Below are 25,603 nucleotides of genomic sequence, written 5' to 3'. Positions count from 1 at the left end.
GTTCCGTCCTGAATCGGGTTTATGCGAGAATCTGGCCGCCTCATTCTAAACCTGAGAACAAATTCCTGCAAATATGGAAATTAGCAGAACGATTAGCGATTTTCTGCAATCTGTTGCCGCGAAATCCGCACAATGTTCGCGCGGCCCCGCGCTATCACTTGCGCCGAAGGTTTGGAGAGAGACCGATGGCCGCGACACATATATTCGACGCACCGCCCGAAGGTGTCGCGGCCAATTGGACGATGCCGCAGAACTGGGCCGCCTTTACCGCCGAGCAGCACGCGACATGGCGGAGCTTGTTCGATCAGCAGGCGGCGGCGCTCGATGGCTATGCCTGCCGATCGTTCCTCGATGGCCTCGACATTCTTCGCAAGCTGAGGCCGGGGGTTCCCGACTTCGCCGAGCTCAACGCGCTGCTGAAACCCGTGTCGGGCTGGGAAGTCGTCGCGGTGCCCGGCTGGATTCCGAACGAGCCCTTTTTCGAGCATCTCGCGAACAAGCGCTTTCCCGCCGCCAACTTCGTCCGCCCGCCCGAGCAGATCGCCTACAGCGAAGAGCCCGATATGTTTCACGACATTTTCGGCCATATCCCGATGCTCACCGATCCGGCCTTTTCGGACTTTCTGGTGGCCTATGGTCAGGCTGGGCTGCGCGCCGAAAAGCTGGGGGCGTCGGACTTTCTCGGTCGGCTTTGGCTCTATACGGTCGAGTTCGGCCTCGTGGTCGAGGACGGCGAACTCCGCGCGTTCGGCGGCGGCCTCATGTCGAGCTTTGCCGAAGCGCTCTCCGCGCTGACGTCGCCCGAACCGCAACGTATCTGGCTCGATATCGAACGCGTGATGCGCACGCGGTATAATTTCGACGAATTCCAGCAGACCTATTTCGTCGTCGCGGGGTTCGAGGATTTGTTGCGCGCGACCGAAGAAACCGACTTCGCAAGCATCTACCGCAAAATCGCTGACGAACCCGCGCTCGAACCCGGGGATGCCTGGCGCGGCGATGTCGCCTATGAAGGATACCTGCCGGCTGTGCCGGCGAGCGGAGAGGCATCGCAATGATCAGGCAGACGCGCGACGGCGGCACCGACATCTTCGAGACCGAGATCGACGGCGAGACGATCCAGTGGGACAATGGCCTGACCTATGCGCGGCATTTGCAGACCGCGCAGCTGCTCTCGGCGCAGGTGCCCGTGTCGGATAAGCCCGACGAGATGCTGTTCATCATCATGCACCAGACGATGGAGCTGTGGCTGAAGCTCGTGCTGCACGAGGGGCGGCTGGTTTGCGACGCGATCAAGGCCGACCGGCTCGAGATCGCGGGCAAGGGACTCGACCGCATCGCGACGATCCAGCGGCATATGATCAACAGCTGGGAAGTGCTGGCGACGCTGACCCCGCACGATTTCCTGACCTTCCGCGGTTTCCTGCGCCGCGCGTCGGGGTTCCAGTCGCAGCAATATCGCGAGCTTGAATATCTGCTCGGCAACAAGCGCGAGGATATGATGATCGTCCACAAGGACGATCCGGGGGCGACTGAAAGACTACGCGCGGCGTTCGAGGCGCCGTCGCTTTACGACGAATTGCTGCGGCTGCTCGCGCGGCGCGGTTTTGATATTCCGGCGAACATTCTCGAACGCGACTGGACCAAGCCTTATGCGGCGTCGGACGCGGTCGAGGACGCCTGGCTCAAGATCTACACCGACCCGGATGTGCATTGGGATCTCTACGCGCTCGCCGAGAAGATCACCGCGCTCGAATATTATTTCCAGGAATGGCGCTTCAAGCACATGAAGACCGTCGCGCGCGTGATCGGGCACAAGCCCGGCACCGGCGGTTCGTCGGGGGTCAATTATCTGGTCAAGGCGCTGGACCTCAGCTTCTTCCCCGAACTCTGGTCGATGCGCACGCGCATGACGGCGCCGCGCGAGGGTGGCGACTATGCCGAAGGGAAGGGCGCATGAGCCGGATCTGGGACATTTCACAGCCGCTCCACGCCGCGGTGCCGGTATGGCCGGGCGAGCCCGCTTTCGCGCTGCACAGCCATGCGGTGATCGGCGATGGCTGCCCGGTCAATGTCGGCGGCATGTTCACGCCGCTCCACGCGGGCACGCACGGCGACGCGCCGTTGCACTACGCCAATGACGGCGCGTCGTCGGCCGACTGCGATCTGGGTGCCTATATCGGGCCTTGCGTGCTGCTCGACATGCGCCACGCACGCGGACGCGTCGAGATTGCCGATATCGACTGGGATGCGATCGAAGGCAGCGAACGCGTTCTGCTGCGGACCTATGAGCACTTCCCGCACGACCAGTGGGACTCCGATTTCACCGCGATTGCCAGCGATGTCATCACTCGGCTTGGCGAGATCGGTGTGCGGCTGATCGGCACCGACGCGGCGTCGCTCGACCCCGAACAATCGAAGACGCTCGACGCGCATCAGGCGGTCAAGGCGGCGGATATGCGGATATTGGAAGGCCTCGTGCTCGATGACGTGCCGCCCGGCCGGTACGAACTCGTCGCGCTGCCGCTCCGTATCGTCGGCGCCGATGCCAGCCCGGTGCGCGCCATCCTGAGGGAAATTGCATGACCGACACGATGCTTGCCACCGATGTGTCCGCGCTCGACGCGGCTGATCCGCTGGCGCCTTTTCGCGACCGTTTTCAACTCCGTGAAGGGCTGATCTATCTCGACGGCAATTCGCTCGGTGCCTTGCCGAAGGCGACCGGCGACCGGCTCGCCAAGGTTGTCGGCAACGAATGGGGCGAAGGGCTGATCACCTCGTGGCTCGGCGCCGAATGGTCGACCGCGCCGCGGCGCATCGGCGACAAGATCGGCCGGTTGATCGGTGCCAACCCCGGCGAAATCGTCGCGACCGATTCGACTTCGGTGAATATCTTCAAAGCGTTGACGGCCGCACTTTCGTTGCGGAGTGAACGGACTGTCATCCTGTCGGAAGCCACGAACTTCCCGACCGACGTCTATATGATGCAGGGAATCGAGGCCTTTTCGGGCGGGCGCGTCAAGGCGGTCACCGTTGCGCCCGACGCGATCGTCGATGCGCTGAACGAGGACGTCGCGGTGCTGCTGCTGACGCAGGTCCACTATAAGTCGGGCCGCGTGCGCGACATGGCGGCGATCACGAAGCGCGCGCACGAAGTCGGCGCGCTCGTCGTATGGGATCTGAGCCATAGCGCGGGGGCGATCCCGGTCGATCTCAATGGCGCGAACGCCGATTTCGCGATCGGTTGCGGATACAAGTTCCTCAACGGCGGCCCCGGCGCGCCCGCCTATCTGTTCGCAGCCGCGCGGCATCATGCCGCCACGCCGGTGCTGTCGGGCTGGTTCGGCCACGCGCGGCCCTTCGCCTTCGAGGAGGATTATGATCCCGCGGCGGGGATCGAACGCTTCCAGTGCGGCACCCCGCCGGTGCTTGGCCTTGCGGCACTCGAGGTGGGCGTCGACCTGATCCTCGAAGCCGATATGGCAGAAATCCGTCGCAAGTCGCTCGCGCTCGGCGACCTGTTCATCGAACAGATGCAACCTTTGTGCGACGCATACGGCTTCGAACTGGTGAGCACGCAGGGCCACGCCGAGCGAGGCAGCCAGGTCGCCTATGCGCACCCGCAGGGCTACCAGATCGTGCAGGCGCTCAAGGAATATGACGTGATCGCCGATTTCCGCGCGCCCGACATCCTGCGCTTCGGGCTGACGCCGCTTTACCTGCGCTATCGCGACATCGTCGAAACGGTCGAGCGGCTCGACAAGGCCTGCGCGACGCGCGCGTGGGACAAGCCGCAGTATCACCAGCGGGCGGCCGTGACATGAGCGACGTGTCCGCGCCTTTCCTGCCCAAGTCGCGCGTCGCCGCGGTGCAGGCCGCGCCCGTCTTTCTCGACACCGCGCGCACGGTCGACAAGGCGTGCGCGCTGATCGCCGAGGCGGCCGGCAATGGTGCGCAGCTTGTCGCCTTTCCCGAAGTGTTCGTTTCCGCCTATCCCTATTGGAACTGGCTGATGACCCCGATCGAGGGCGCCGAGTGGCACGAGCGGCTGTATCGCGCGTCGCTGTCGATCGACGGCCCCGAGGTTTCGGCGCTTTGCAACGCTGCACGCGATCATGGCTGCACCGTCGTCATAGGGATCAATGAACGCGATCCGGTGAGCGTCGGCACGCTCTACAACACCAACCTGATCATCGGCGCCGACGGGACGCTGCTCGGGCGGCACCGCAAGCTCGTGCCGACATGGGCCGAGAAACTGACCTGGGCGGGCGGCGATGGCAGCTCGATCCGTGTCTACGACACGCCGGTCGGGCCGCTCGGCACGCTGGCGTGCGGCGAGAACACCAACACGCTCGCGCGCTTCGCGCTGCTGTCGCAGGGCGAGCTGGTTCACGTCGCCAATTATATCGCGCTGCCCGTCGCGCCGGCGTCGTACAATATGGCCGAGGCGATCAAGATCCGCGCGACCGCGCACAGCTTCGAGGGCAAGGTGTTCACGATCGTCGCCTGCTCGGCGATAAGCCCTGAAATCATCGACGCGATGAGCGCCGACCGGCCGCAGAACCGTGACCTGCTGTCGCGCCCGAACAGCGCTTTTTCGGGCGTAATCGACCCGCACGGCAATCTGGTGGGCAAGGCGCTGATCGACGACGAAGGCATCGTCTACGCCGACATCGACCTGGGCGACTGCATCCGCCCCAAGCTGATGCACGACATCATCGGCGGCTATAACCGCTTCGACATCTTCAACCTGACGGTCGACCGGACTCCCCGCGCGTCGGCCCTGTTTGTCGACGAGCCGCGGGCCGTCGATCCCGACGAGGAGACGCCATGATGGCAGGCAATAGCACGATCATCGATCCGCGCGACGATGTGCTCGGGCGCGCGCGCGTGACCGACACGCCCGAACTTGAAGCCTTTTATCAAGAGCTTGCGGCGCGAAATGCCGGCGCCTTCTGGAAACGCGCGAATGCGATCGAGCCGTGGGAGCCCGAAACGCGCTATCGCCCGACGCTGTGGCGCTACGAAGAGATGCGCGCCATGTGCCTGCGCGCGCTCGATCTGGTGAAGCCCGAAGAGGCGGGGCGCCGCGTCGTGACCCTGCTCAACGACAGCGATGCGGGGCGCGAGAATGTCGCGGTGTGCGGCTGGCTGTTCAGCGGGATGCAGGCGATGCGTCCCGGCGAAATCACGCCCGCGCACCGGCACACGGCCTCGGCGCACCGCTTCATCATGGAGGGCAAGGGCGCCTATACCGTCGTCGACGGACACCACATCACCTTGGGCGCGAACGACTATGTGCTAACGCCCGGCGGCTGCTGGCACGACCATGGCGTCGTCGCGGAGGGCGAGGTGTCGATCTGGCAGGACGGCCTCGACATCCCGCTGATGAACAGCCTCGAGACCAATTTCTACGCGGTTTATGACCAGCCGGCGCAGACGGCGGCGTTTCCGGTCGACGATCTGCCGCTGAGCTATGGCGGCGGGTCGCTACGGCCCGAAGGCATTGGCGCGTGGGACAAGCCCTATTCGCCGGTGATGGTCTATCGCTGGGAAGCGACGCGCGACGCGCTGTGGAACCTCGCGAAAGTGTCCGACGGCACGCCGTTCGATGGGCATATGCTACGCTATTCGAACCCGCTGACCGGCGGCTGGGCGCTCCAGACGATGGGCGCGCATATGCAGATGCTGAAGCCCGGCTTTCGCGGCAAGGCGCACCGGCACACCGGCAATGTCGTCTATAATGTCGCGGGCGGGCGCGGCTATTCGATCATCGGCGGCGAGCGCTTCGACTGGGGCACGCACGACATTTTCTGCGTGCCCGCGTGGATGTGGCACGAGCATGTCAATCTCGATCCTTCCGAGGAGGCCTTCCTCTTCTCGTTCAACGATTTCCCCGTGATGGAGGCGCTCGGCGTCCGGATCGAGGAAGCCTATTCCGAACATGGCGGCCACCAACCCGCCTGATTTGCAGCAGACAGGACAGAATATGCGCTTCGTGACATATCGCACGGCCGAGACCGAACCGCGGCTCGGCCTTCTCCACGACGGCCTCGTGATCGACGTCGAATATTTCGGCGATGCAATCGGGCAGGATCTGCCCTCGACGATGCTCGATTTCATCGATCTGGGGCCGATCGCGCTGCGCTTCCTGCAGGAAGCTGTCGCAGCCGCGACCACCGCCGACCTGATCGGCACCTCGCTTCCCGAGGGCAATGTGACCTTGCTCGCGCCGATCCCGCGCCCGCGCAAAAATATCTTCGGAATCGGTCTAAACTATACCGAGCATGTCGCTGAATCGGCGCGCTCGCTCGACACGTCGAACGAGCTGCCGCAGCAGCCGGTGATCTTCTCGAAGCCGCCGACCGCGGTCGTCGCGTGGAACGATCCGATCCGCCACAATGCGAAGGTGACGCAGCAACTCGACTGGGAAACCGAACTCGCGGTGATCATCGGCAGCACCGCGCGCGGTGTCGCCGAAGTCGACGCGTTGAACCATGTATTTGGTTACACCGTGATCAACGACGTGTCGGCGCGCGATTGCCGCCGCGCGGGGCAATGGATCGTCTCGAAGGGGCAGGACAGCTTTGCGCCGATGGGGCCGTGCATCGTCACCGCCGACGAAATCGGCGATCCGCATAATCTCAATATTCTGACCCATGTGAACGGGGTCGAAAAGCAGAACAGCAACACGCGCTTCATGTTGTTCAATATCAACCAGTTGATCGCCGATATTTCGAGCGTGATGACGCTCGAACCCGGCGACATCATCGCGACGGGCACCCCCGCGGGGGTCGGTGCGGGGCGGACGCCGCAAGAGTTCATGTGGCCGGGCGACGTCGTCGAATGCACCGTCGAGGGCGTCGGCACGCTGCGCAACCCGATCATCGCGGTCTGAGGCGTCCAAGATGACACGCCCCATCCGCATCGGGCAGATCGTGCCGAGCTCGAACGTCACGATGGAGACCGAGATCCCGGCGCTGCTTCGCGCGCGCGAGGGCATCGCACCCGAACGCTTCACCTTCCACTCGTCGCGGATGCGGATGAAGAAGGTGACGAAGGAAGAACTCGCGGCGATGGACGCCGATTCCGACCGCTGCGCGCTCGAGCTGTCCGACGCCGCGGTCGACGTGCTCGGCTATGCCTGCCTCGTCGCGATCATGAGCATGGGCGAAGGTTATCATCGCGTGTCCGAGGCGCGGCTGCACCAGCGGACGGTCGAGAATGGCCGCGCTGCACCTGTCGTCACCAGCGCCGGTGCGCTGGTCGAGGGGCTGGCGGCGCTGAAGGCGAAGCGCATCGCGCTCGTCGCGCCGTATATGAAGCCGCTGACGCAGATGGTCGTTTCCTACATTCAGAATGAAGATATCGAGGTAAGCGACTGGCTTGCCCTTGAAATCCCGGACAATCTGGAGGTCGCGGCGCAGGATCCGGCGAACCTGCTCGAGCATTACAAAAAGCTCGACCTCACCGGCATCGACGCGCTCGTGCTGTCGGCGTGCGTCCAGATGCCGTCACTGCCGTCGGTGCAGACAATCGAGGATACGATCGGCTTGCCCGTGGTGTCGGCGGCGATCTGCACTGCGCACCAGATGCTGACACGCCTGGGGCTGCCGACCGAAGTCCCAGGTGCCGGGGCGCTGCTGTCCGGCCGCTACTGATCGATTGAGGCGGGCGGTGCGATCGCTGCCGCCGCGGCGACATCGTGCGTCACATTGGCGACCGTGCGGACCATGTCGGGAATGACGTCGATCGCGAGCAATATCGGCAGCAGTTCGATCGGCGCGCCAATTGCGATCGCGGTCGGCGCCACCGACGCGTAAAAGCTGATCTGTCCCGGCATGCCGAGGATCGCCAGCGACGACAGGACCGCGAGCGGCAAGGCCACCCCGAGCTGCAGCGGCGAGACTTCGACCCCCGCCATCCACGCGAGCGCCAGCGCCATCATCACCGTGTTCGACGGTGCGGTGATCTTGAAGGTCGCGACCGCCATCGGCAGGATCGCGGCGGCGTTGCGTTCCTCGATGCCGATGCGGTCGGCGCTCACCATCATCGCGGGCAGCGTCGCGATCGACGATTGGGTGCTCGCCGCGATGGCCTGTGCCGGCGCCATGGCGCGGGCAAAGCGCCCGAGCGGGATGCCCCCGGCGAAACGCGCAATGGCATAGCCGAGGACGATCAGCACCAGCGTCACGGCAATCGAGATCGCGAGATATTGGGCGAGGATCGCGAGGACGGCGGTGCCGACGGTCGCGCCGATCGCCAGCGCGAGCGCGAAGATGCCGACGGGCGCGACGCGGAGCACCCAGCCGACGACGACGATCATCGCGTCGGCGAGCCCGCGCAGCGGCTGGATCACCGCCTCGGCACGGTCGCGGTCGATCTTGCCGACGGCAAGCCCGAGTATGAGGGCGAAGATGACCAGCGGCAGGACCGCGCCTTCGGCCGCCGACGCGACGACATTGGTCGGGATCATCGCGCGCATCGTTTCGGCCGCGCCGGGGACCGCCGGCGCGGGCGGCGCAGGGAAGAGGCTGCGCAGCGCGGTGATATCGGCTGGCGCGATGGTGACCGCGCCGAGCAGCGGCGGGACCATCAGCGCACCGATCACCGCCGAAACGATCAGCAGGCCAATGAGCACCAGCGGCAGGCGCCGCCCGAGCCGCGCGGCCTCGTGATGGTCGCCCATGCCGAGGCTGGCGACGCCGGTCGCAACGAGCGCGAAGATCAGCGGGACGATCGTCATGCGGAGGCCGTCGAGCCAGATGCCGCCGACCAGCTGCGCCGCCTCGACCACGGGCGAGGACGCCGCAATGAAGGTGCCGATCGTAAAGCCGACGACGAGCGCGACGATCATCCAGCCCGATCCGGGCATGCGCGTGGCCCAGGCCCGTGCGCGCGAAATTACCATGAGTCCAAATCCCCCTGACCCCAGCATGCCGATGCATGCCGGGGTGGTCAAAGCCTTTGCTGTGGTTCGATTGCGGGGCGCTAGTGCGCCTGCGGCACGCCCAGCTCGGCGAGCAGCGTATCGCGCAGCGCGTCGAATTCCTCGCCGCCCGCACGGCGCGGGTGCGGCAGGCGGACGCGCGTGTCGTAACCGATCCGCCCTTCTTTCAGCACAAGGATGCGGTCGGCGAGCAGGATCGCTTCCTCGACATCGTGCGTGACGAGCAGCGTTGCGGGGCCGTGCGCCTGGCACAGCTCGCCGATCAGCCGCTGCATCTTGAGCCGCGTCAGCGCATCGAGCGCCGCGAAAGGCTCGTCGAGCAGCAGCAGGCGAGGCTCGCGCACCAGCGCGCGCGCGAGCGCCGCACGCTGCGCCTCGCCGCCGGAGAGCGTCGCGGGCCAGGCATCGGTGCGATGATCGAGCCCGACCTCGGCGAGCGCCGCGACGGCACGCTCACGCGACGCGGCCTTGCCGGGCAAGCCGATCACGACATTCTTCCACACGCTCTTCGACTGGACGAGCCGCGGTTCCTGAAACACGACGGTACGCGCCGCGGGCACCCACGCTTCGCCGCCATCGGGGGCATCGAGCCCCGCGAGGATGCGCAGCAGGGTCGTCTTGCCGCTGCCCGACGCGCCGAGCAGCGCGACGAATTCGCCGCTGTGGATCGTCAGGTTCAGGCTATCGAGGACGCTGTTGCCGGTGAAATTGCGGCTGACATCGCCGACCTCGACCGCGACGGGGCGGTGCGAAAAGTCAGGGACGGCGACGCGCTCGGCGGCGGCGAAATCGATCGAAAGGACGGCGGTCATCGGTATGTCTCCTATCGGATGGCGATGCCCGCGCGCCACGGCATGAACAGCCGTTCGAGCGTGCGGACGATCAGGTCGGCGCTGAGGCCGAGTACGGCATAGATGGCGATGCAGATGAGGATGACGTCGACCTGCTGATACAGTTGCGCGCTGTTGAGCAGGTAGCCGAGCCCGGCCGAGGCGTTGATCTGCTCGGCGGCGATCAGCACGAGCACCGAGACGCCGAGCGCGAAGCGCAGCCCGGTGAAGATCTGCGGCAGCGCGAGCGGCAGCACGACCTCAAGGATCAGGCGGCGCCCGCCAAGCCCGAAGCTGCGCATCGCCTCGATCACCTTGCGGTCGACGTTGCGCACCCCGGCATAGGTGTTGAGGTACATCGGGAACATCGTCGCGAGCGCGATGAGCAGCAGCTTCGGCGCCTCGCCGATCCCGAACCAGACGATGAACAGCGGAACGAGCGCGAGGAAGGGGATGGTGCGCAGCATCTGGAGCAACGCGTCGAACACTTCCTCGCCGAGTTTCGACAGGCCCGCGATGGTGCCGAGGATCAGTCCGAAGACGATGCCGACCGCGCCGCCGACGAGCGCGCGGGTGAGCGAGGTGGCAATCTGTGAGGCAAGCGCCTGTTCGGTCCACAATTGCTGCCACCCCGCGACGAGCCCCGCGGGCGAGGGGAGGATCGACCGGTCGATCCACCCCGCGCTCGTCGAGGCCGCCCACAGCGCGACGATGATCAGCGGGCCGGTGGCGCGGCGGGCGAACGAGAAGCGTTCGGATCGGGTTCCCGCCCTGCGGACGACCGGCTGGACGAGCCGGCCGGGGTCGCCCGCGAGGGCAATCGGTGTCGGCGCATTCACTTCGCCGCCTCCTGCGCGGCGACGATATCGTCGTAGCGCTTGTCGAAGATTTGCGACGCGTCGAGCTTTTTGCGGATCAGTCCTTCCTTGAAGAACAGATCGGCCTCGTCCTGATGCGCCGCGATGATCGCGTCGCTGATCGGCGCATAGCTGGCGGGCGCGCGCGTGATGATCTTTTCCGCGATCGCCGCGTCGACATTGTAGCGTTTGGCGAGCGCCGGCGCGGCCTTGGCGGGATTCTCACGCTGCCAGCGCGTCGCCCGCGCCGCGCGCGCGACGAGGTCGCCGATCGCCTTCGCCTTCACCGGATCGGCGAGCGCCTTGTCGGACGCCACCAGATAGAAGAAGCCCGGCGTGTTCGGCGGTGCGCCGCTGGCCAGCACACGCACCTTCCCGGCGTCGAGCGCCTGCGTCAGATAGGGTTCGCCGATCGTGATCGCGTCGGCCGATCCCTTGTCGAGCAGCCCGGTGCCAAAGCCGGTCGCCTGCACCGGCTTGATATCCTTCAGCGACAACCCCTGCTTGTCGAGCAGCCGCGCGACGAAATAATGGAGCACCGTGCCCTTCATGAACGACACCGACTTGCCCTTGAGATCGGCGATGCTGCGGATCGGCGAGTCGGATTTGACGACGAGCGCATAGGGCGAGCCGCCGCCGTCCACCGTCTTGCTCACGGCGACGACCTTCACCGGGCTGCCCGCGGCCTGCGCGAAGATCAGCGGGGTTTCGGCCATCCAGCCGACATCGAGCGAGCCGCCGGTCTGCGCCGCAATGATCGGCGGCCCGCCGACGAAATTCGCCCATTCGATCTTGTAATCGGCCGGCTGGCCTTCGCCCGACACGTCGAGCGAGGATTTGAGCGCGTGGAGCTGGTCGCCGATCTTGATCGTCGTGCCGCTGTCGACCGCGCCGCCGCAGGCCGCGAGCGACAGGAAGGCGCCGGCGACGAGCGTGCGGAAAGGGGAGAGGGGGAGTGTCATCTGCTGAATTCAGATCAAGCGTTCGGGCCGACGGGGCGGTCGCCGACGATCGTCACGCGCTCCATATGGCGTGCCTCGCTATAATCGGGGACGGCATAATGCTGCGTCGCGCGATTGTCCCAGAAGGCGATCGATCCGGGCTGCCAGCTCCACCGCACCTGGAATTCGGGACGCTTGACCTGGTCGAACAGCCGCGCGAGCAGCGCCTTGCTCTCGTCCTCGGGCAGCCCGACGATATGCCGGGTGAACACCGAATTGACGTAAAGCACCTTCTCGCCCGTCTCGGGGTGGATGCGCACGACGGGATGCTCGACCGGCGGGAAGCTGGCGCGCAGCGCCTCCTTCTTCTCTTCGGTGTCGAGGAACTGGATGAAGATGCTGGGATCGTGGATCGCGGTCAGGCCGTCGATCCGCGCCTTCGTCTCCTCGTCGAGCGTTTCATAAGCGGCGACGGCGTTGGCGAACACTGTATCGCCGCCCAGCGAGGGCGAAACGCGCTGGATCAGGATCGACGCCGCCGAGGGTTCGGTGCGGAATGTGGTGTCGGCGTGCCAGTTGCTGTCGGTCGACTGGCGATATTTGCCCCTCAGCTCCTGCGAGATCAGCGGCAGGATCTGCGGATAATCGGGAAGCGAAAAGACCGGATGCTCCTCAAGGTCGCCGAACGCCGCGCCGAGCGCGATATGCTGCTCGCGCGTCAGATTCTGGTCGCGGAAAAACAGCACCTTGTACCGGAGCAGCGCGGCGCGCAGCGCGTCATAGGTCGGACGGTCCAGCGGCTGGGCGAGGTCGATACCGCTGATCAGCGCGCCGAGGCTCGGTTGCAGCGGGGTGATGTCGAAGAATTTGGTGGCGGTTTCGCTATGTTCGAGCGTCTGGATGGTCATGTCGAATTCCTCGTCGATTGGGGTCGCGGCGCCGAAGCGCGCGACGATGCGAGCGGCGACCGCCGGGCGGCGCCGGATAAAGGGGTGCCAAACGGCTGCGCCCAAATCGGCGTGCGTTTGATTCAGAGAGGCGTCCGGCTCGGACGAAGGCCGCTATCGCGGTGGGGAGACGTGCATCGTATCACCTCATTGCATGAGGGGAACACGATACCTGGCGCTGTCGCCTGAGCATCGCGCGCTTTAGCTGTTGGTAACGCGGAGCAAGCTGCTTCCCGGTCAAAAGCCGCGGATCCCGGGAAAAACGCCTCGCCGGTCGGGATCAGGCCGGCAACTCAACTTGATCGGTAGAGTTGGCGCCGTCAAGCGTAGTTTCGCTTTCATGCCGCAAAGCATCGCTCGGTTGGGTCGGCCCGGCGCGCTGGCGCGAATGGCTTTGCCGAACCGGTCACTTTGGCACTTAATCCCGGCGCGCTCGCACCGTAAATTGTGTAAAATACGAAAGCTTCGCTATCGAACGACCAGCCGGGCCGCGCGCTTTCGCATTTTCTGACCGATGTGACGTTAACTATGATCTGCACTACGATTGAATTATAAGCTTAATTCAAGTAATGCGGTGTCGTGGGGATTGTGAGTTTTCCAGTATAGACGGGAAGTTATGCTTCCGTTCGATGCTGCTTCGATAAGGTAGATGACATGAACCACCGTCGCCTCTCCGACCCGGTAGAGGAACAGGACAAAGCGGCCGACACGGATCGTCGTGGCGGCGACCGCTATCGCACGGTCTGGCGGATCGCCAAGGTGATGCGCAATGGCGATGCGGGTTTGTGGCGCGTGCGCAATATTTCCGACAAGGGCATGATGCTGGCAGCCGACGTTCCGATCGGGATCGGCGAGAAACTGGAGATCGCGCTTTCGGATACGGTTGTGATCCGCGGCGAAGTCGTCTGGTCCGACGCGGGCCGGTGCGGCGTGTCGTTCGACAAGGAAGTCGATGTCGCCGACGTGCTCAAACAATTGGCGGCCGAACAGCGCGCCACCGGTTATCGCCAGCCGCGCCTGCCCGTGAGCACGCAGGCGCAGGCGGTCACCGACGAAACCACGACGAGCATCGAACTGGTCGATTTGTCGCAAAATGGTGCCGGGTTCATCCACGACGGCCATCTGGAAGTCGGCAAGGAACTCGACCTGATACTCGCGGGCGGGGTCAAGCGCCGTGCGATCGTCCGCTGGTCGCGCGCCGGGCGCGGCGGCCTGTGGCTGACGCAGCCGCTCGACCGCGCCGACCTCGAAAGCATCCGCCGCTTCGAAAGCTGACCTTGGGGTCCGGACCTAGCCGCCGCGGGTGATCTTTGCCCAGGGGTTGAGGTCAGGCTCGGCGATCTTCGTCAGCGTGTTGCGGTCGCGATGGAGGAAGGGCTCGTCCTGGCCTTTGACGATCAGCGTCGTGTCCGAAACATAGCTCCACGACCCATCATCGTGAAAATCCACCGTAATCTGATAGCTGTCGGTCCGAAAGGCGAGCTCGAGGAAGGTCGTCGAACAAATGCCATAGTCGGTTTGGCCGCGCGTCGCTTTCAGCACCAGCCGCTTCGCATCGGGCTCGGCATGCCCCGCCGCAATCGCGATCTGCCCGCGCGGGATCGCCAGCGTCTGCAGGATCAGGCCGGTCGCGGCCTCATACAGCCAGTAACCGACCTGGTCGTGGAAGGCGATGTCCTCTTCGCGCGTGTTGACGTGCAAATGGTAACGCAGCCCGTAAAATAGCTGCGGCCCGTTCGCCTGCGGGTCGATCGGCTGCATCTCGATCCGCTCATAATATTGGCGCGTCTCGGGGCCGTCGGCCTTGGGGTTGATGTCGACCCCTCGCTGTCCCTCCCATATCCCCGCAAGACGGCGCAGCGGGCCGAGATTGGCGAGCGTCTCGGGATCGACGTCCCCGGGCTCGGTAAAAATGTCGTCGGGTAATTCCATGTTTCGCCCCCGCGCTATCTTGTCAGATGTCCTCGACGAGCCGCCCGTAAAGCTGCGGCCTGCGGTCGCGGAAAAAGCCCATGCCGGCGCGATGCTTCGCTGCGCGGTCGAGGTCGATCGTCTCGATCAGCACGCCGGTTTCGCTGGCGCCATATTCTTGGCGAAGATCGCCCCATTCGTCGCTGATAAAGCTGTGGCCATAGAAATTGGCGTCGCCCTCGGTCCCGATGCGGTTCGACGCGATCACCGGCATGCAGTTCGACACGCTATGCCCCTGCATCGCGCGGCGCCACATGCGGCTGGTGTCGAGATCGGCGTCATAGGGTTCGCTGCCGATCGCGGTCGGGTAGAAAAGCAGCTCGGCGCCCATCAGCGCCATCGCGCGCGCGCATTCGGGATACCATTGGTCCCAGCAGACGCCGACGCCGATCCGCGTGCCGAACACGTCCCAGACCTTGAAGCCGGTGTTGCCGGGGCGAAAATAATATTTCTCTTCATAGCCGGGGCCGTCGGGAATGTGGCTCTTGCGGTACGTCCCCATGATCGCACCATCGGGACCGATCATCGCGAGCGTATTGTAATAATGCGGCCCGTCCTTCTCGAAATAGCTCGTCGGGATCGCGACCTTCAGCTTCGCGGCGAGCGCCTGCATCGCCACCACGCTCGGATGCTCGGCGGTCGGGCGCGCCGATGCGAACAATTCCTCATCCTCGACCTGGCAGAAATAGGGGCCTTCGAAGAGCTCGGGGGGCAAAATCACCTGCGCGCCTTTCGCCGCCGCTTTCTCGACGAGCGCGGTGACGGCGTCGATATTGGGCTGGACGGGGCCGGGCAGGGGAAGCTGCAGCGCGGCGACGGTGATGGTGCGGGTCATGGGCGGGGTCCGTGATGGCTCGAATCGAGCCGGAATATAGGCGGCTTCGCGCCCGATGCTAGGCCGGAAGCTGCTGGCTCGAGCAATGGAAGCTGCCGCCGCCGACGATGATCCCGCGCGCGGGCACGCCGACCGCGCGGCGGTCGGGGAAGAGCGCGGCGAGGGTGTCGACCGCTGCGACGTCATTGGCGACGCCATAGGTCGGCACCACGACGACGCTATTGCCGATGTAGAAGTTCATATAGCTCGCCGCCGCGACCTCGCCATCGATCTCGATGCGGCCGGGCGAGGGCAGGTCGACGATCTCGACCCCGCCGAACGCCGTGGTGCGCGCGCGGGCATCGGCATAGATATGCGCGTTGGGGTCGTCCGCGCCCGCCGCGACGGGCAGCGCGAGCCGCCCTTCGCCGACGAAGCGCGCCAGATTGTCGACATGGCCGTCGGTGTGATCGCCGACCAAGCCGTTGCCGAGCCACAGCAGCCGGTCGATGCCGAGCGACTGGTGGAGCCGCACCGCGATATCCTCGCGCGTCAGCGTCGGGTTGCGGTTGGTGTTGAGCAGGCACTCTTCGGTCGTGACGCAGAGGCCCGTGCCATCGACGTCGATGCCGCCGCCCTCGAGCACCCAGTCCTGATCGTCGACTGGCAGGCCCGATCCGGCGGCGAGCGCGGCGCCGATTTCCTGATCGCCGGGCATGACGAACTTCTCGCCCCACCAGTTGAATTCGAAATTGCGCGCGCGGCGGGCTGTGCCGGTGCCGGCGATGATCGGCCCGGTATCGCGCAGCCAGATATCGCCGAGCGGATGGATCAGGATGCGCACGCCCGGATCGACGAGCGCGGCGGCGATATCCGCCTGCCGCGCGTCGTTGACCACCAGCCGCACCTCTTCGCCGCGGCCGCCGTCATGGACGGCGTTGGCGAAGGCGGCGACGTCGCGCCGTCCCTCGTCGATCGCGCCCGCCCACTCTTCGGCGAGGTGCGGGAAACCGATCCAGACGGCGTCGTGCGGCGCCCATTCGGCAGGCATTTTCAGCGTCATGGGCGCGCGCTCTTTCCGCTTACTTTGCGGGACGCGACTTGTCGCGGGCGGCGCGGAATTCGTCGCCCTCGTTCCAGTTCGGCCATGCGTCGGTCATCGCGAGCATGCGGCCCGCGGCGTAATAGAGGCGCAGGTCGGACATCATGCCGCCCCAGTTGGTGATCGCCTCATATTCGTCGCCCGGCGCGTGGTAGCGGTTCTTTTCATAATCTTCCGCCGCCTTCTTGCCGGCATCGACGCCGCCCTCGACCAGGTCGTCGCCGCTGCCGAAGTTGAACATCGGCACGCCGAGCTTGGCGAAGCTGAAGTGATCCGAACGATAATAGAAGCCCTTCTCGGGGGTCGGTTCGTCCTTGATCACGCGCTTTTCCATCTGGGCGAGTTTGGCGACATAGGCATCGAGCTCGGACTTGCCGCGGCCGACGACAACGATATCCTTCGCCGGGCCGATCGCGTTCAATGCGTCCATGTTCACGCCGCCGACGGTCTGCGCGAGCGGGAAGACCGGGTTTTCGGCGTAATATTTCGAACCGAGCAGGCCCGATTCCTCGCCGGTGACCGACAGGAATACGATGCTGCGATCGGGGGCGCCCGCCTTGTGGAACGCCTGCGCCAGCGTCACGAGACCCGCGATGCCGCTCGCATTGTCGACCGCGCCGTTGCAGATGTCGTCGCCGGCAACGGGTGTGCAGCGGCCGAGGTGATCCCAATGGCCGGTGTAGAGCACATATTCGTCGGGACGCTTGGCGCCCGGCAGCACGCCGATGACGTTGCGCGACATCTTCTTCGAAATGGCGTTGTCAAAGCTGAAGTTCGCCTTCACGCCGGTCAGCGCGACGGGCTTGAAGCCCTTCTTGCCCGCGTCGGCGCGCAGCTTGTCGAAATCCTGTCCGGCGCTCGCGAAGAGTTCCTTTGCCTTCGGAAGCTGGATCCAGCCGTTGGCGAGCGTTTCCTTCGCCCCGCCGTCCTTGGTTTCAGCAAGGTAATTCGCGCCGGTGTTGCTCGATTCGACGACGTTCCAGCCGTAAGCGGCGGGCTCGGTGTCGTGGACGATCAGCACCGCCGCGGCGCCCTGGCGCGCGGCTTCCTCATATTTGTACGACCAGCGTCCGTAATAGGTCATTGCGCGGCCGTTGAATTCGCCCTTGGCTTCCTTGGTCTGCCAGTCGGGGTCGTTGACGAGGACGACGACGGTCTTCCCCTTCACGTCGAGCCCGGCATAGTCGTTCCAGCCCTTTTCGGGGGCGTTGATGCCGTAACCGACGAAGACGACGTCGCTGTCCTTGACCGCGGTCTTGGGCTGGACGCGATAGCTGAACGCGACATAGTCCTTTGCATATTGCGCGGTGACCGGCGTCTTGCCGCCGGTGAAGGTCAGCGGGGTCGCATTCTTCGCGGTGATTTCGACCAGCGGCACGTCCTGCGTCCACTTGCCGTTGTTGCCGGGCTTCAGCCCCGCTTCCTCGTACTTCTTGATGATATAGGCGACGGTCTTTTCCTCGCCGGGGGTGCCGGGCGCGCGGCCTTCATAGGCGTCCGACGACAATTCCTTCGTCACTTCCTGAAGCGTCGCGAGCGACAGTTCGGGAATCTGGACGTCGGGAATGGCGGTGGCCGACGTCGCGGCCTTGTCGGAGGTGTTGCACGCGGCAACGGTCAGGAGAACCGCGACGGCTGCGGTCGTTCGGGGGAAACGAAGCATGGAAATTCCTCGGAAAGTTTCATTTGCGACGAGCGGGCTTGTGCCAGCCGGGGCGCCGCGATGCAAGGCGGGGCGGGAGCAGCGGATTTTTCGGCCGAAGCTGCCAGCAAGGCACCAAAGACGCTTGAAAAATTTGCCATGGTCTTCACCGTGGACCGCCTAAAATGGGCAACGGGAGGGGCTTTTGTTGAAACTTGATATGATGAGGCGCGGTGCGCTTCCACTTTGTGCACTGGTCGCGGCTGTGCCTGCATTTTCCGGCGCGGTTGCGCAGGGGGCTGTGGACAATGCGGCGCGTTTCGGTGCGCTCGAATCGATCCGGGATGTCAGCCTGTCGCCCGACGGCACGCGGATCGCTTTCATCGAAAATGGCGAAAAGTTGATGCGTCGCCTGTTTGTCGTCGATGCGACCGAAGGGGCGACCCCCAAACAGATCTTGTCGAGCAGTGGCGAAGATGGGTTTCTGAGCTGGTGCGGCTGGGTGACGAACGCGCGGCTCGCGTGCCAGACATATCAACGTGACAAGCTGGCGGGTGAGATTGTCGCCGCCAGCAACCTCATTGCGATCGATGCGGCGGGCGGGAATCTCAAATCCCTCAGCAACCGGCGCAGCGCGCGATCGCTCTATGCCGATTTTCGCGGCGGCAGTGTTCTGGACTGGTCGGCGTCGGAAAACGGGTCGCTGCTGATGACGCGAACCTATGTTCCCGAAAACAATACGGGCACATTCATCGCCGGCCGGAGCGAGGGATTGGGCGTCGATCGCGTTGATGCCGCGAACGGAACAAGCAAGCGCGTCGAAGCGCCGAACCGCGACGCGATCTATTATCTGTCGGATGGCCACGGGCAGGTCCGCGTGATGGCGACGCAGGGCTATTCGCAAAATAGCGGCCAAATGGACCCGACCATTCGCTTCCTCTACCGAGGAAAGGGCGACAGCGTCTGGAAGCCTCTGTCCATTTATGACATTGCGAGCGAGCAAGGCTTTAACCCGTTGGCGATCGATCCCGCCACCGACCGCGTCTACGGGCTGCAATCGGTCGAGGGGCGCAAGGCCGTTGTCGCCATGGCGCTGGACGGCAGCGGCGCCGTCACGACCGTTTTCAAACATCCCGAAGTCGATATCGACAATATCGTTCGTGTCGGTCGCAACGGCCGTATCGTCGGGGTTTCCTATGCCACCGACCGTCGTGTTTCGGTGCTCACGGATCCGGCGCTCGCCAAAATGACGGCGGCGCTTTCAAAGGTGCTGGGTGGCAAGCAGATCATGATCGCCGATGCATCGGCCGACGAAAGCCGCTATCTGGTCCGGACCAGTTCGGACGTCGACCCCGGCCAATATTTCCTGTTCGATCCGAAGGCGAAGGAACTGCGCCCGTTGCTGGGCGAGCGTGACGCGCTGGCCGAAATGACGCTGTCGCCCGTTCGTCCGGTCACCTATCCCGCCGCCGACGGGGCTATGGTGCCCGCCTATCTGACCCTTCCGCCAGGACGCAATGACGCCAAGGGATTGCCCGCCATCGTGATGCCGCACGGCGGCCCGTCGGCGCGCGACGAGTGGGGTTTCGACTGGCTGGCACAATATTTCGCGCAGGCAGGCTTTGCAGTGCTCCAGCCCAATTTCCGCGGATCGTCGGGCTATGGCGACGAATGGTATCAGAAGAACGGGTTCAAATCGTGGAAGACTGCGATGGGCGATGTTACCGACGGGGGGCGCTGGCTGGTTTCCGGGCAGGGGGCTGATCCTGCGAAATTGTCGATCGTGGGCTGGTCCTATGGTGGTTATGCCGCTTTGCAGTCGGGTGTCGTCGCGCCCGATCTGTTCCGAGCGATCGTCGCCATCGCCCCTGTCACCGACCTGGAGCAATTGCGCACCGAAGAGGGGGATACCGGCGGCGGTGCGATCAACGCGCGGTTTATCGGCACCGGTCCACATATTCGCGAAGGATCGCCGGCGCAGAATGCCGGGGCAATCAAGGCACCGGTGCTGATGTTCCACGGCACCTTTGACCAGAATGTCCGCGTCGCGCAGGCACGGACGATGAAACGCGAACTGACGGCGAAGGGCAAGCGGGTCGAGCTGGTGGAATATCCCGAACTGGGCCACGGCCTGGAAACAGGGGAGGCGCGCGCCGACATGCTCCGCAAGATTTCGGCCTTTCTGCCGCACTGAAACGAAAAGGGGCGGCCCGTTGCCGGACCGCCCCTTTGAATTCGATAGCGAACTCGATCAGCGCGAATAGAATTCGACGACCAGGTTCGGTTCCATCTTCACCGGATAGGGCACTTCGTCGAGCGTCGGGACGCGGACGTAGGTCGACTTGGTGCCGTCAACCGACAGATATTCGGGCAGGTCGCGCTCGGGCAGGCTCTGCGCTTCGGCGACCAGCGCCATTTCCTGCGCCTTCTTGCCGAGGGTGACTTCGTCGCCCGGCTTCACGAGGCGGCTGGCGACGTTGCACTTCACGCCGTTCACATAGACGTGGCCGTGGCTGACGAGCTGGCGCGCCGAGAAGATCGTCGGCGTGAACTTCGAGCGGTAGACGACCGCGTCGAGGCGGCGCTCGAGCAGGCCGATCAGGTTCTGGCCGGTGTCGCCCTTCATGCGCGACGCTTCGAAATAGTTCTTCTTGAACTGCTTCTCGGTGATGTCGCCGTAATAGCCCTTCAGCTTCTGCTTCGCGCGGAGCTGGATGCCGAAGTCCGACATCTTGCCCTTGCGGCGCTGACCGTGCTGGCCGGGGCCATATTCGCGGCGGTTGACCGGGCTCTTCGGGCGACCCCAGATGTTTTCACCCATCCGGCGGTCGAGTTTATACTTGGCGCTCTGGCGCTTCGACATTTGTCGTCTCCAATATGCTGTGTGCCGAAGGATTTCGGCGCTTCCCGGGTCGCACCATATGGACAGATGCCATATGCGACCGCCGCTTCACCGGGGTGCGGGGTCCATTGCGAAGGCGCGCGGTTAGACGGCGAGGGCGGCAAAGTCAAGCGTTGCGGCGCAAGTCGGACGCATGCCTCGACAGCGTCGAAAAAGCCGCTAAAGGCAGCGCGCATGACGTCCGCCAAACTTCCCGAACAGTGCGAAACCATGACCGATGTCCGCGCCGGGGTCGACCAGGTCGATCGCGCGCTCGTCGCGCTGCTCGTTCGCCGTTTCGGCTATATGGACGCTGCGGCGCGCATCAAGACCGACCGCGGCAGCGTTCGCGACGAAGCCCGCAAGGCCCAGGTGCTCGACAATGTCGCGCGCGAAGCCGAAGCCGCCGGGCTGGAACCCGAGCGACTGCGCGCCGTGTGGAACGAGCTGGTCGAACAATCGATCGCCTATGAGGCGACCCGGTGGGACCGCCTGCGCGCCGATAGCTGACGTCCGGGCTTAGTTGGTGCTGCCGCCCGCGGGCTGCGCGACGACGGCCTGCGCCGCTTCGTCTTTCGGCTTTGCCGGTTCGGCAACCGTGCGGCATACGCGCTTTGGCACCGTGCTGCCGGTGACTTCGACCTTTTCGCAAACCTTCTTGGGCTTGGCTGGCTTTGCAGGCGAATCCGCAGCGACGGTCGGCGACGTTGCTGCAAGGGCCAGGGAAAGTATCGCAGAGATCATAACAATATTCGCTCCTTGGAGGGGTGTGGCTTCCTAGGGATATTTCCTGCATTAGCCAAGAGGTTGTCGAAATCGCACCCTCCTCGTCTTGACATGATCGTCGAACATCCGTTCGACCGGCGCCCCGGAAGTCCAGCCAACGGCATTTATTTCTCGTTGTGCAGCCTTTTGCTGATGCTGTCGGCCTGGCGATCCCAGTCTTCCTGCGTGCGGCATTCGCGTTCGGGCAGGCGGCTGCCAGTGTCGGCCAGGCGGCGGCAAATCAGCTTCGGCTTGGCTTTTTCGGGTTTGGCAGCTGTTTCGGTCGCCGGCTGGGTGTTCGCCGCGTCGGTTCCGGCCGCCGCGAGGGCGAGCGAAAGCAGTAGGCTTATCATGAAATCAAACTCCTGGGGGATTGTCACCGGGTCGTCACGGCAAGGTGAGCGATGATTTGACATGCAGCATGCCAAATATCGATTGTCAATTCTTGTCTTGATCCATCCACTTACCGGTCTCGTCGGCCCGGCGGTCCCATTGCTCCTGGGTGCGGCATTCGCGCTGGGGGAGGCGGCTGCCGGTGTAGATGATGGTGCGACAGATCGGTTTCGGACCGCCTTTTCTTTCGGGCGCGGGGGTGGTTTCGGGCCTCGGCTGGCTGGTCTTCGCTTCGGGAGCGGCGGCCGAAAGGGCGAGGGAAATCAGGAGGTAAAACATCGAGCGGCCACCAGCGAGGAATGTGCTTTCGTTACCCGGCCCTGGGCTTCCTGCCAAGCGCCGTCACGATTCCGTGCATCATCCTGATATCATTGTGCGACCAGCCCGTCTTGGTCAGCGCGGTGCGCAAGGTGCGCAGCGTCGCCTCGGTGCGCTCGGGCGGAACAAAATAGCCGCTCGCGTCGAGATCGCGCGTCAGATGTTCGATCAATTGTTCGAGTTCGGCATGCGGCGCCGGCGGGTCGAGCGGCACTTCGGGCGGGCTCGCGAGCGCGATGCCCTTCGACCATTCATAGGCGAGCAGGATCACCGCCTGCGCCAGGTTGAGCGAGGCGAATTCGGGGTTGATCGGCACCGTCACGATCGCGTGCGCGAGCGCGACATCGTCGGTTTCGAGGCCGGAGCGTTCGGCACCGAAGACATAGGCCGAGCGGCCCGCGCTGGCATGAACCTCGCGCGCCGCCGCTTCGGGGGTCAGCACGGGTTTCATCACGCCGCGCTTGCGCACTGTGGTGGCATAGATGGCGGTGCAGTCGGCGACCGCATCGGCGAGGCTTTCGAAAACTTTCGCCTCGGCGAGCACGATGTCGGCGCCCGCCGATGCCGGGCCGGCGTCGGGATTGGGCCAGCCGTCGCGCGGGGTGACGAGGCGGAGCTCGGTCAGCCCGAAATTGAGCATCGCGCGCGCCGCCTTGCCGATATTCTCACCAAGCTGCGGACGGACGAGGACGATGACGGGGGGCGGGGCGGCCGCGGTCATTTGATCGGCCGCGCCGCCTCGGTGACCGAGGACGCGAATTCCTCAAAGTCCTTTGCCTCGGTAAACTCGCGATAGACGCTGGCGAAGCGGATATAGGCGACGCTGTCGAAGCCTTTCAGCGCCTCCATCACCATGCCGCCGATTTGCGCCGCCTGCACTTCGCTCTCGCCCGAGGTTTCGAGCTGGCGCTGGATGCCCGACACCAGCCGTTCGATGCGCGCACCGTCGATCGGGCGCTTGCGGCACGCGATCTGGATGCTGCGCATCAATTTCTCGCGATCGAAGGGTTCGCGGCGGCCGTCGGCCTTGGTGACGCCGACTTCGCGAAGCTGGATGCGTTCAAAGGTCGTGAAGCGCGCGCCGCAATCCTCGCACTGGCGGCGGCGGCGAATCGCGGCGCCGTCCTCGGTCGGACGGCTGTCCTTCACCTGACTGTCTTCATGTCCGCAATAGGGGCAGCGCATGGGCTAGCGTTTCACCCGCATCACCAGCGCGATGAGGGCGCCGCCGAACAGGCCGACGGGCCAGCTGACGGCATCGAGCAGCAAGCCCACCGCTGCGCCGACCGCGCCGCCAATCAGCACCGGGCGCGTCGAGGGATGGGCCAGCCCTTGCTTGCCCATCGCCTTGACCTCTTCGATCGAGAGTTCGACCAGCGTCGGTTCCTCGGGGTGCTGCCGTGCCATCGCTTTATCCCTGATAGATGGGGAAGCGTTCGCATAGCGCGCGGACGCGGCCCCGGACGTTCGCTTCGACATCGGCGTCGCCATGCTCGCCCTTGTCGCGCAATGCTTCGAGCACGTCGGCGACCATATCGCCGATTTCCTCGAACTCGGCGATGCCGAATCCGCGCGTCGTGCCCGCGGGCGATCCGACGCGGATACCGCTGGTCTTGACCGGCGGCAGCGGATCGAAGGGGATGCCGTTCTTGTTGCAGGTGATCGCGCTGCGTTCGAGCGCTTCGTCGGCGTCGCGGCCGGTGACGCCGAGCGGGCGGAGATCGATCAGCGCGAGGTGTGTGTCGGTGCCGCCCGCGACGACATCGGCGCCGCGGTCCTTCAGCCGGTTCGCGAGCGCCTGCGCATTGGCGATCGTCGCCTTCGCATAATCCTTAAACTCGGGGCGCAGCGCTTCGCCGAACGCCACGGCTTTCGCCGCGATGACGTGCATCAGCGGGCCGCCCTGAAGCCCCGGGAAGACCGCCGAATTGATGCGCTTCGCGATCGCTTCGTCATTGGTCAGGATCATGCCGCCGCGCGGCCCGCGCAGCGTCTTGTGCGTCGTCGTCGTGACGACATGCGCATGCTCCATCGGCGAAGGATGCGCGCCGCCCGCGACGAGGCCCGCGAAATGCGCCATGTCGACCATCAGCAGCGCGCCGACATCGTCGGCGATCTTGCGGAAGCGCGCGAAATCGAGCGTGCGCGGATAGGCCGAGCCGCCCGCGATGATCAGCGCGGGGCGATGTTCCTTCGCCAGCGCCTCGACCTGATCGAAATCGACGAGATGGTCATCGGCGCGCACGCCGTACTGCACCGCGTTGAACCATTTGCCCGACATCGCGGGCGGCGCGCCGTGGGTCAGGTGGCCGCCGGCGTCGAGGCTCATGCCGAGGATCGTCGCGCCGGGCTTGGTCAGCGCCAGCATGACCGCGCCGTTCGCCTGCGCGCCCGAGTGCGGCTGGACGTTGGCATAGCCGCAGTCGAAGAGCTGCTTGGCGCGGTCGATCGCGAGCGTTTCGACCTCGTCCGACGGCGCGCAGCCCTGATAATAGCGGCGGCCGGGATAGCCTTCGGCATATTTGTTGGTGAATACGCTGCCCTGTGCTTCGAGCACGGCCTTCGAGACGATATTCTCGCTCGCGATCAGCTCGATCTGATACTGCTCGCGTTCCAGCTCGTGCTTCATCGCGGCCGCGACCGCGGGGTCGACCGTGCCGACGCCGTCGGTGAAATAGCCGGCCGATTTGATGGGCTTGTCGAGCGTGTCTGTGGTCATCGGCTGGTCTCCAGTTGAGGCGGATTCGAAAGCTTGTCGACGCGGCGGGCGTGGCGGTCGCCGGCGAATTCGGTGGTGAGGAAGGCGTCGAGGCAGGCTTTCGCCATGTCGACGCCGGTCAGGCGCGCGCCCATTGCGATGACGTTCGCGTCATTATGCTCGCGTGAGAGCTTGGCCGATAGCGGTTCGCCGACCAGCGCGCACCGCGCGGCCGGGTTGCGGTTGACCGAAATCGAAATGCCGATGCCCGACCCGCACAGCGCAACGCCGCGTGTCGCGCGGCCGTCGGCGATGGCTTGGCCAAGGGCGTAGCCAAAATCGGGATAGTCGACGCTGTCGGGGCCGTTGGTGCCGAGATCCTCGACTTCGTGGCCGGCTTCGCGAAGCCAGTCGGCGAGAGCTGCTTTCAGCTCCCAGGCGGCGTGGTCAGAGGCTATTGCAATGCGCATGATGCGGCTCCCGCGGGGCGATAG

29 protein-coding genes are annotated in these 25,603 nt (G+C 64.9%); 11 read left to right on the top strand and 18 right to left on the bottom strand.

Annotation, left to right across the window (positions count from 1 at the left end; translation table 11 throughout):
- The first annotated feature begins 185 nt into the window (after positions 1-185).
- The 8 genes from phhA to ATE70_RS12155 are packed head-to-tail and all read left to right on the top strand — an operon-like array spanning position 186 to position 7,661.
- A complete protein-coding gene (phhA, locus tag ATE70_RS12190) occupies positions 186-1,058 on the top strand; it encodes a phenylalanine 4-monooxygenase (RefSeq protein WP_058538150.1) in 873 nt (290 codons plus the stop codon).
- Complete coding sequence (locus ATE70_RS12185; protein WP_058538149.1) at positions 1,055-1,960, top strand: tryptophan 2,3-dioxygenase; 906 nt, start codon at positions 1,055-1,057, stop codon at positions 1,958-1,960. The genes phhA and ATE70_RS12185 overlap by 4 nt, the downstream gene beginning before the upstream one ends.
- A complete protein-coding gene (kynB, locus tag ATE70_RS12180; protein ID WP_058538148.1) occupies positions 1,957-2,586 on the top strand; it encodes an arylformamidase in 630 nt (209 codons plus the stop codon). Before ATE70_RS12185 ends, kynB begins: the two co-directional genes overlap by 4 nt.
- Positions 2,583-3,824 carry a kynureninase gene (kynU, locus tag ATE70_RS12175; RefSeq protein ID WP_058538147.1) on the top strand — a complete coding sequence of 414 codons (1,242 nt, stop codon included), beginning with the start codon at positions 2,583-2,585 and terminating at the stop codon, positions 3,822-3,824. The genes kynB and kynU overlap by 4 nt, the downstream gene beginning before the upstream one ends.
- Positions 3,821-4,834 (top strand): carbon-nitrogen hydrolase family protein, encoded by a 1,014-nt coding sequence (locus ATE70_RS12170; RefSeq protein WP_058538146.1) that lies wholly within the window; start codon positions 3,821-3,823, stop codon positions 4,832-4,834. Before kynU ends, ATE70_RS12170 begins: the two co-directional genes overlap by 4 nt.
- A complete protein-coding gene (locus ATE70_RS12165; RefSeq protein ID WP_231732632.1) occupies positions 4,831-5,967 on the top strand; it encodes a cupin domain-containing protein in 1,137 nt (378 codons plus the stop codon). Before ATE70_RS12170 ends, ATE70_RS12165 begins: the two co-directional genes overlap by 4 nt.
- A 22-nt stretch (positions 5,968-5,989) precedes the next feature.
- A complete protein-coding gene (locus ATE70_RS12160; RefSeq protein ID WP_058538241.1) occupies positions 5,990-6,898 on the top strand; it encodes a fumarylacetoacetate hydrolase family protein in 909 nt (302 codons plus the stop codon).
- 10 nt (positions 6,899-6,908) lie between these two features.
- Positions 6,909-7,661 (top strand): maleate cis-trans isomerase family protein, encoded by a 753-nt coding sequence (locus ATE70_RS12155; RefSeq protein ID WP_058538144.1) that lies wholly within the window; start codon positions 6,909-6,911, stop codon positions 7,659-7,661.
- Here ATE70_RS12155 and ATE70_RS12150 read toward each other — a convergent pair.
- The 5 genes from ATE70_RS12150 to ATE70_RS12130 all read right to left on the bottom strand — a co-directional run bounded on the left by ATE70_RS12150 (position 7,655) and on the right by ATE70_RS12130 (position 12,591).
- Complete coding sequence (locus ATE70_RS12150) at positions 7,655-8,911, bottom strand: dicarboxylate/amino acid:cation symporter (RefSeq protein WP_058538143.1); 1,257 nt, start codon at positions 8,909-8,911, stop codon at positions 7,655-7,657. The genes ATE70_RS12155 and ATE70_RS12150 overlap by 7 nt on opposite strands.
- 80 nt (positions 8,912-8,991) lie before the next feature.
- Entirely contained in the window at positions 8,992-9,762 is a 771-nt protein-coding gene (locus tag ATE70_RS12145; RefSeq protein ID WP_058538142.1) for an ABC transporter ATP-binding protein, read from the bottom strand.
- An 11-nt stretch (positions 9,763-9,773) separates the two neighbouring features.
- Positions 9,774-10,619: an ABC transporter permease gene (locus ATE70_RS12140; RefSeq protein ID WP_058538141.1), complete on the bottom strand. Its 846-nt coding sequence runs from the start codon at positions 10,617-10,619 to the stop codon at positions 9,774-9,776.
- A complete protein-coding gene (locus ATE70_RS12135) occupies positions 10,616-11,599 on the bottom strand; it encodes an aliphatic sulfonate ABC transporter substrate-binding protein (protein WP_058538140.1) in 984 nt (327 codons plus the stop codon). The genes ATE70_RS12140 and ATE70_RS12135 overlap by 4 nt, the downstream gene beginning before the upstream one ends.
- A gap of 14 nt (positions 11,600-11,613) precedes the next feature.
- A complete protein-coding gene (locus tag ATE70_RS12130; protein WP_331458518.1) occupies positions 11,614-12,591 on the bottom strand; it encodes a TauD/TfdA dioxygenase family protein in 978 nt (325 codons plus the stop codon).
- 588 nt (positions 12,592-13,179) lie between these two features.
- Here ATE70_RS12130 and ATE70_RS12125 point away from each other — a divergent pair.
- Positions 13,180-13,800: a PilZ domain-containing protein gene (locus ATE70_RS12125; protein ID WP_058538139.1), complete on the top strand. Its 621-nt coding sequence runs from the start codon at positions 13,180-13,182 to the stop codon at positions 13,798-13,800.
- A gap of 15 nt (positions 13,801-13,815) precedes the next feature.
- On the opposite strand, the gene ATE70_RS12120 is transcribed toward ATE70_RS12125, so the two are convergent.
- From ATE70_RS12120 to ATE70_RS12105, 4 genes are read right to left on the bottom strand one after another with little or no spacing between them, the layout of a single operon-like run.
- Complete coding sequence (locus ATE70_RS12120; protein WP_058538138.1) at positions 13,816-14,457, bottom strand: FABP family protein; 642 nt, start codon at positions 14,455-14,457, stop codon at positions 13,816-13,818.
- Between the two features lie 22 nt (positions 14,458-14,479).
- Positions 14,480-15,331, bottom strand: a complete 852-nt coding sequence (gene aguB, locus ATE70_RS12115) for an N-carbamoylputrescine amidase (RefSeq protein ID WP_058538137.1) — start codon at positions 15,329-15,331, stop codon at positions 14,480-14,482.
- Positions 15,332-15,389: 58 nt separating this feature from the next.
- Complete coding sequence (locus ATE70_RS12110; RefSeq protein ID WP_058538136.1) at positions 15,390-16,373, bottom strand: agmatine deiminase family protein; 984 nt, start codon at positions 16,371-16,373, stop codon at positions 15,390-15,392.
- 19 nt (positions 16,374-16,392) lie between these two features.
- Positions 16,393-18,075 carry a M28 family metallopeptidase gene (locus ATE70_RS12105; RefSeq protein ID WP_058538135.1) on the bottom strand — a complete coding sequence of 561 codons (1,683 nt, stop codon included), beginning with the start codon at positions 18,073-18,075 and terminating at the stop codon, positions 16,393-16,395.
- A 280-nt stretch (positions 18,076-18,355) separates the two neighbouring features.
- Between ATE70_RS12105 and ATE70_RS12100 the strand changes: the two genes are divergently transcribed.
- The gene (locus tag ATE70_RS12100) at positions 18,356-20,248 is read left to right on the top strand and encodes an alpha/beta hydrolase family protein (RefSeq protein WP_231740070.1); all 1,893 of its coding nucleotides are present in this window, start codon (positions 18,356-18,358) and stop codon (positions 20,246-20,248) included.
- A gap of 57 nt (positions 20,249-20,305) precedes the next feature.
- Here ATE70_RS12100 and rpsD read toward each other — a convergent pair whose 3' ends face one another.
- Positions 20,306-20,917 (bottom strand): 30S ribosomal protein S4, encoded by a 612-nt coding sequence (gene rpsD, locus ATE70_RS12095; RefSeq protein WP_037510385.1) that lies wholly within the window; start codon positions 20,915-20,917, stop codon positions 20,306-20,308.
- A gap of 213 nt (positions 20,918-21,130) precedes the next feature.
- Here rpsD and ATE70_RS12090 point away from each other — a divergent pair, with 213 nt between their 5' ends.
- Positions 21,131-21,445, top strand: coding sequence for a chorismate mutase (locus ATE70_RS12090; RefSeq protein ID WP_058538134.1), 315 nt, complete (start codon positions 21,131-21,133; stop codon positions 21,443-21,445).
- A gap of 9 nt (positions 21,446-21,454) precedes the next feature.
- Here ATE70_RS12090 and ATE70_RS12085 read toward each other — a convergent pair whose 3' ends face one another.
- From ATE70_RS12085 to rpiB, 8 genes are all read right to left on the bottom strand, one after another.
- Complete coding sequence (locus ATE70_RS12085) at positions 21,455-21,679, bottom strand: hypothetical protein (RefSeq protein ID WP_058538133.1); 225 nt, start codon at positions 21,677-21,679, stop codon at positions 21,455-21,457.
- 146 nt (positions 21,680-21,825) lie between these two features.
- Entirely contained in the window at positions 21,826-22,116 is a 291-nt protein-coding gene (locus ATE70_RS12080; RefSeq protein WP_156419678.1) for a hypothetical protein, read from the bottom strand.
- A gap of 22 nt (positions 22,117-22,138) precedes the next feature.
- Positions 22,139-22,372 carry a hypothetical protein gene (locus tag ATE70_RS12075; protein WP_058538131.1) on the bottom strand — a complete coding sequence of 78 codons (234 nt, stop codon included), beginning with the start codon at positions 22,370-22,372 and terminating at the stop codon, positions 22,139-22,141.
- 31 nt (positions 22,373-22,403) lie between these two features.
- Entirely contained in the window at positions 22,404-23,132 is a 729-nt protein-coding gene (locus ATE70_RS12070; protein ID WP_058538130.1) for an RNA methyltransferase, read from the bottom strand.
- Positions 23,129-23,596 (bottom strand): transcriptional regulator NrdR, encoded by a 468-nt coding sequence (gene nrdR / locus ATE70_RS12065; protein ID WP_058538129.1) that lies wholly within the window; start codon positions 23,594-23,596, stop codon positions 23,129-23,131. Before nrdR ends, ATE70_RS12070 begins: the two co-directional genes overlap by 4 nt.
- 3 nt (positions 23,597-23,599) lie before the next feature.
- Positions 23,600-23,818 (bottom strand): hypothetical protein, encoded by a 219-nt coding sequence (locus ATE70_RS12060; protein WP_058538128.1) that lies wholly within the window; start codon positions 23,816-23,818, stop codon positions 23,600-23,602.
- A gap of 4 nt (positions 23,819-23,822) precedes the next feature.
- The gene (gene glyA / locus ATE70_RS12055; RefSeq protein ID WP_058538127.1) at positions 23,823-25,130 is read right to left on the bottom strand and encodes a serine hydroxymethyltransferase; all 1,308 of its coding nucleotides are present in this window, start codon (positions 25,128-25,130) and stop codon (positions 23,823-23,825) included.
- On the bottom strand, positions 25,127-25,579 hold the full coding sequence (gene rpiB / locus ATE70_RS12050; protein ID WP_058538126.1) for a ribose 5-phosphate isomerase B: 453 nt from the start codon (positions 25,577-25,579) through the stop codon (positions 25,127-25,129). The genes glyA and rpiB overlap by 4 nt, the downstream gene beginning before the upstream one ends.
- Positions 25,580-25,603: the final 24 nt, after the last annotated feature.

It is taken from the genome of Sphingopyxis sp. H053 (assembly GCF_001468225.1).
GTDB lineage: Bacteria > Pseudomonadota > Alphaproteobacteria > Sphingomonadales > Sphingomonadaceae > Sphingopyxis.
This window is presented reverse-complemented; position numbering and strand designations above follow the sequence as displayed.